Origin of the sequence: Ramlibacter sp., assembly GCF_035706265.1 — a bacterium.
Taxonomy (GTDB): Bacteria; Pseudomonadota; Gammaproteobacteria; order Burkholderiales; family Burkholderiaceae_C; genus Ramlibacter.
On sequence record NZ_DASSVG010000248.1, the window covers coordinates 1 to 5,666 of the forward strand.

General features: G+C 68.6%; 5 protein-coding genes. 4 read left to right on the forward strand and 1 reads right to left on the reverse strand.

What is annotated here, in order from left to right:
• On the forward strand, positions 1-1,151 hold a 1,151-nt coding region (locus VFM98_RS09260), incomplete at its 5' end, for a hypothetical protein (protein ID WP_325109633.1).
• A 6-nt stretch (positions 1,152-1,157) separates the two neighbouring features.
• Here the strand turns inward: VFM98_RS09260 and argH are convergent.
• Complete coding sequence (gene argH / locus VFM98_RS09265; RefSeq protein WP_325109634.1) at positions 1,158-2,549, reverse strand: argininosuccinate lyase; 1,392 nt, start codon at positions 2,547-2,549, stop codon at positions 1,158-1,160.
• Between the two features lie 104 nt (positions 2,550-2,653).
• Between argH and VFM98_RS09270 the strand changes: the two genes are divergently transcribed.
• The 3 genes from VFM98_RS09270 to VFM98_RS09280 all read left to right on the forward strand — a co-directional run.
• Complete coding sequence (locus VFM98_RS09270) at positions 2,654-3,700, forward strand: sensor histidine kinase (RefSeq protein ID WP_325109635.1); 1,047 nt, start codon at positions 2,654-2,656, stop codon at positions 3,698-3,700.
• Positions 3,701-3,780: 80 nt separating this feature from the next.
• Positions 3,781-4,515 (forward strand): LytTR family DNA-binding domain-containing protein, encoded by a 735-nt coding sequence (locus tag VFM98_RS09275; protein ID WP_325109636.1) that lies wholly within the window; start codon positions 3,781-3,783, stop codon positions 4,513-4,515.
• Between the two features lie 32 nt (positions 4,516-4,547).
• The coding region (locus VFM98_RS09280; protein WP_325109637.1) for an AI-2E family transporter at positions 4,548-5,666 on the forward strand (1,119 nt) is incomplete at its 3' end.

Genomic DNA, 5,666 nt, shown 5'->3' on the forward strand with positions numbered 1-5,666 from the left:
TGACCGAACCGACTGCACAGTTCCCGTTCCCGAACCTGGATGTCGGCCCCTGGACGGTTGGCGGTGGGCAGGTGTACGACAGTTGCGGCGACGGATCCAACAAGCTCTCGCGCGTCTTCGTCATTCCCCAGGTAACGGTGCAGTGCAAGTCGCTCAATGCGACGGGCTCCCTGAACGTCCCCTTCGTGGTCACCTGGGACAACAACAACCAGGGCAGCGGCAATGTCTGCACCGGCCCGGACTACGTGGCGCCGGTCGGCAAGTCGAAGTGCAGCGCCTCGTCCGGCACGCAGGCGGACGTGGCCGTGATCACCATGCCGAAGATCACCAAGACCGACGGCATCGCCAGCATCAGTCCCAGCGATACGGTGACCTACACGATCACGGTGACCAACACCACGGGCATCACCCTGTCGAACGCGGTCTTCAAGGATCCGGCGGTACCCAACCTGAACGTGTCCGCCGTCACCTGCGCGGCGGCGAACGCGAGCTGCCCCGCGAGCAGCACGGTGGCGCTGATGCAAGGGGCCGGACTGGTGATCCCGCAGATGCTTCCGGATGGCACCGTGACGTTCACGGTGGCGGCCCAGTTGACGGGCAACCCGGTGGGCTCGCTCACCAACCAGGCGACGATCACCGTCAACGGGGCGACGAACACCGCCACCGACGTCAACGCGATCGTCTATCCCAATCTGGTGAACACCAAGACGGTACGGGTGGTGAGCGATCCGGTCAACGGGACGAGCAATCCCAAGAACATCCCGGGCTCCGAGTCGATCTACACCGTGGCCGTCACCAACACGGGCCAGGGGCGGGTGGACAGCAACAGCGTGAAGATCGTCGACCCGATCCCGGCCAACACGGCACTGTTCGTCGGCAACCTCGGCGGCTCGCCGGCGGGGCCGGTCAGCTTCACCGACGCGGCCAGCGGCCTGACGTTCACCTCCACCTCCCTCGGCTCCACGACCGACGACGTGGAATTCTCCAAGGACGGCGGGGTGAACTGGAACTACACCCCGGCGCCGGACGGCGCCGGCTACGACGCCGCCGTCACCCACCTGCGCCTGAGCCCCAAGGGCCGCATGAACGGCTGGAGCGGATCCGGGCCCTATCCCGGCTTCAACTTCAACTTCAAGGTGAAGGTGCAATAAGGGCGGTTACGCCAGCCGCCCCTTGTGCCGCTCGATCTGCGAGCGCACCTGCCCCGGCGCCGTCCCCCCCAGCGTATTGCGCGCATTCAGCGACCCCCGCAGCGACAGCGCGTCGTAGACGTCCTTCTCGATCTTCGGGTGGAACTGCTGCAGCACGTTCAGCGGCAGCTCCGACAGATCGCAGTTGTGCGACACCGCCGCCTTCACGGCATGCGCCACCGTCTCGTGGGCGTCGCGGAAGGGCAGGCCCTTCTTCACCAGGTAGTCGGCCAGGTCGGTGGCCGTGGCATAGCCCTTCAGGGCCGCCTGCTCCATCGCCTGCGGCTGCACGGTGATGCCGTCGATCATCTCGGCGAAGATGCGCAGCGTGTCCTTGAGCGTGTCGACGGTGTCGAACAGCGGCTCCTTGTCTTCCTGGTTGTCCTTGTTGTAGGCCAGGGGCTGGCCCTTCATCAGCGTGATCAGTCCCACCAGGTGGCCGACCACGCGGCCGGTCTTGCCGCGGGCGAGCTCGGGCACGTCGGGGTTCTTCTTCTGCGGCATGATCGACGAGCCGGTGGTGAAGCGGTCGGCGATGCGGATGAAGCCGAAGTTCTGCGACATCCAGAGGATCAGCTCCTCCGAGAAGCGGCTGATGTGCACCATCACCAGCGAGGCGGCGGCGGTGAATTCGATCGCGAAGTCGCGGTCGCTCACGGCGTCCAGCGAGTTCTGGCACACGCCATCCATGCCCAGCTCGCGGGCGACGAACTCGCGATCGAGCGGGTAGGTGGTGCCGGCCAGCGCCGCGGCCCCCAGCGGCAGACGGTTGACGCGCCGGCGCACGTCCAGCATGCGCTCGTGGTCGCGCGCGAACATCTCCACGTAGGCCAGCATGTGGTGGCCGAAGCTCACGGGCTGCGCCACCTGCAGGTGCGTGAACCCGGGCAGCACCACGTCGACGTTCTTCTCCGCGATGGCCACCAGCGCCTTCTGCAGGTCGACCAGCAGGTCCGCGATCAGGTCGATCTCGCCGCGCAGCCACAGGCGCACGTCGGTGGCGACCTGGTCGTTGCGGCTGCGGCCGGTGTGCAGGCGCTTGCCGGCGTCGCCCACCAGTTGCGTGAGGCGCGCCTCGATATTGAGGTGCACGTCCTCCAGATCGAGCTTCCACTCGAAGGCGCCGGAGGCGATCTCGCCGCGGATCTGCTCCATGCCGCGGCGGATCTCCGCAAGGTCGGTTGCCGAAATGACACCCTGTTGCGCGAGCATGGCGGCGTGCGCCAGCGAGCCGGTGATGTCCGCCTGCCACAGCCTCTTGTCGAAGAACACGCTGGCGGTGTAGCGTTTGACGAGTTCGCTCATGGGTTCGCTGAACAGGGCGGACCACGCCTCGGACTTGTGATCGAGTTGGCTCATAGGGGATGCACGTAACGCTTGCGGATGGGCAGGGGGTGGAGCTTCACCAATAATGGCGGCCGAAGGAGGCCTTTGTCGCCGCGCGCCGCGCGGCCCCACCGGTGATGGACGACTCGCAACTATTATCCGCGTTCTCGGAACTGGCCCGGGAACAGCAGCCCAGGGTGACGGCGCCTCCGCGCCACCGGGCAATCTTCGACGCCTGCCACGTCGGCGTGGTGCTGCGCGCGGTGCTGTTCGTCGAGGCGGTGATGGCCGTCGGCGCCATGTTCGGCACCGATTCGGTGCTGCAATGGGGCCAGCGCCTGGCCATGCTCAGTGCCGCGGCGCTGCCCGGGGCGCTGGGCTGGCTGGTGGTCACCTGCAGCTCCAAATGGCTGCTGGCGCGCCTGCACCCGGTGGCGCAGCAGGGGTTCGGCATCGCGCTGGGCGTGGTCTGCGGGCTCTATGGCTGCGGCATCCTGGCGCTGGTGGCCGGGCCGGGCCAGGTGTCCTGGGTCGCCTCCGGCTTCGCGGGCGCACTGCTGTCGAGCGTGATGGTGGCCGCCCTGGTGCTGCGCGCCAAGGGGCGCATGCCAGCCGAAACCACCGCGCGGCTGGCGGAATTGCAGGCGCGCATCCGCCCCCACTTCCTCTTCAACAGCCTGAACAGCGCGATCGCCCTGGTGCGCGAGGATCCCGCCCGCGCCGAGACCTTGCTGGAAGACCTGAGCGAGCTGTTTCGCCACGCCCTCGTCAGCAAGGGGGATTCCGCCACGCTGGCGGAGGAGGTGCAGCTTGCCCGGCATTACCTCGCGATCGAGGAGGTGCGCTTCGGCGAGCGGCTGCGGGTGGAATGGTCGATCGATCCGCGCGCGGGCAGCGCACGCGTGCCTGCATTGTTTTTGCAGCCGTTGGTGGAGAATGCGGTCAAGCACGGCGTGGAGCCGAGTCCGACCGGAGCCGACGTGAAGGTCACCACCCAGCGCCGCGGCAGCACGGTGGTGATCCGGGTGACCAACACGGTGCCGGCCGGCCAGGGCAGGCGCGGGCATGGCGTGGCGCAGGAGAACGTGCGCGATCGCCTGCGGCTGCTGCACGACGTGCAGGCGCAGTTCCAGACGGCCCTCATCGACGGGCTGTACCAGGTGCGGATGGAGGTACCGGCATGAACGCCCGCCGGGCCGCGCAGAGGGCGAGCAACGTGGCCGGCGCGCAAGGCGCGTGCCGGCCGGAGTGACGGAGGACGGCAATGGCCTTGAAGATGCTGCTGGTCGATGACGAGCCGCTCGCGCGTTCGCGCCTGCGCACGCTCCTGGCGGAATGCAGGAATCCGGCGGCCGAAGCCACGGCGGAAGCGGCGAACGCGGCCCAGGCGATGGAACACCTGCGGCGCCAGCAGTTCGACGGCGTGCTGCTCGACATCCACATGCCCGGCGCCGACGGCCTGGCCCTGGCGCAGGTGCTGCGCACGCTGCCCGAGTCGCCCGCCGTCGTCTTCGTCACCGCGTACGCGGAACACGCCGTCACCGCTTTCGAGCTGGAGGCGGTGGACTACCTCACCAAACCGGTGCGCCTGGAGCGGCTGGAGACGGCGCTGGCGCGGGTCGAGAAGGCGCGCCAGGGCCGCGGTTCGCCCGAGCCCGAGCAGGAAGTGCTGGTCATCCAGGACCGCGGCCGCACCGAGCGCGTGCCGGTGGCCGAAGTGCTCTATTTCAAGGCCGAACTCAAATACATCACCGTGCGCACCGCCGCACGCAGCTATATTCTGGACGGTTCGCTCAGTGACCTCGAGGAGCGCCACGGCTCGCAGTTCCTGCGCGTGCATCGCAACGCGCTGGTGTCGCGGCGGGCCGTGCGGGCGCTCGAAAAACATTACGACGCGGAAGAAGGCGAAGGCTGGGCGGTGCGGCTGAACGGGATCGACGAATCGCTCTCGGTGTCGCGCCGCCAGCTCAGCGCCGTGCGGGAGGCGCTGGCGACCTAGAGGAAAAGGGGACTCGCGGAGTTGCAGACACCTTGAGTTCCGAACCTTCCGAGGCCTTGCAGGCTTCTTCTCCCGACGCTTCCGCCGTCGAGGACCTGCCCCGCACGCCGGTGGATCCGAAAGGGCCGCCGCACGTGCTGCTGCACCTGCCCGCGGGCGGCGCGCGCAGCGCGGCCATGGCCGTGCTGGTCGCCATCGCGGTGCTGGCGGTGCTGCGCTGGGCGAGCGGCTTCTTCATCCCGCTGATGCTGGGGCTGGTGTTCACCTACGCCCTCGCCCCGGTGGTGGACTGGCTGCAGCGGGCGCGCATCCCGCGCGCCGTGAGCGCCGCCGTGCTGATCCTCGGCATCCTGGGCGGCACCGCGGGGGCGGTGTACTCGTTCTCGGACGACGCCAACGACCTGATCGCCTCGCTGCCCGATGCGGCCCGCAAGCTGCGCGACTCGGTCGCCCGCAAGCAGAAGACCAGCGACACCACGCTGGAGACGGTGCAGAAGGCGGCGGCGGAGCTGCAGAAGGCCGCCGAGGAGGCGGGCGCCACCGGCACCTCGGCGCCGCGGCGCGGGGTGGCGCGGGTGGTGGTGGAGAAGCCGCACTTCGACCTGCGCGACTACCTCTGGACGGGCACGCTGGGCCTGGCCAGCCTGCTCGGGCAGGTGGTGCTGGTCATGTTCCTCACCTATTTCCTGCTCATCTCGGGCGACACCTTCCGCCGCAAGCTGGTGAAGATCGCCGGGCCGGGAATGGCCGAGAAGAGGCTCACCGTGCAGGCGCTGGACGAGATCAACGCGCAGATCCAGCGCTATCTCGTGGTGCAGCTTCTGGCGAGCGTGGGCGTGGGAATTGCCACCGGGCTCTGCTTCGCGTGGGTGGGCCTCAAGCACGCGGCCGTGTGGGGGATCGCGGCGGGCGTGCTGAACCTGGTGCCTTACGTGGGCAATATCGCCGTCACGGCGGCGGCGGCGCTGGTGGCCTTCCTGCAGTTCGGCGAGATCCGCATGGCGCTGGTGATCGCGGGCAGCTCGCTCCTGATCAACACCATCGAAGGCTACCTGCTGGTGCCGTTGGCCACCAGCAAGGCCAGCAGCATGAATCCGGTGGCGGTGTTCATCGGCGTGCTGGCCTGGGGCTGGCTGTGGGGCGTCTGGGGC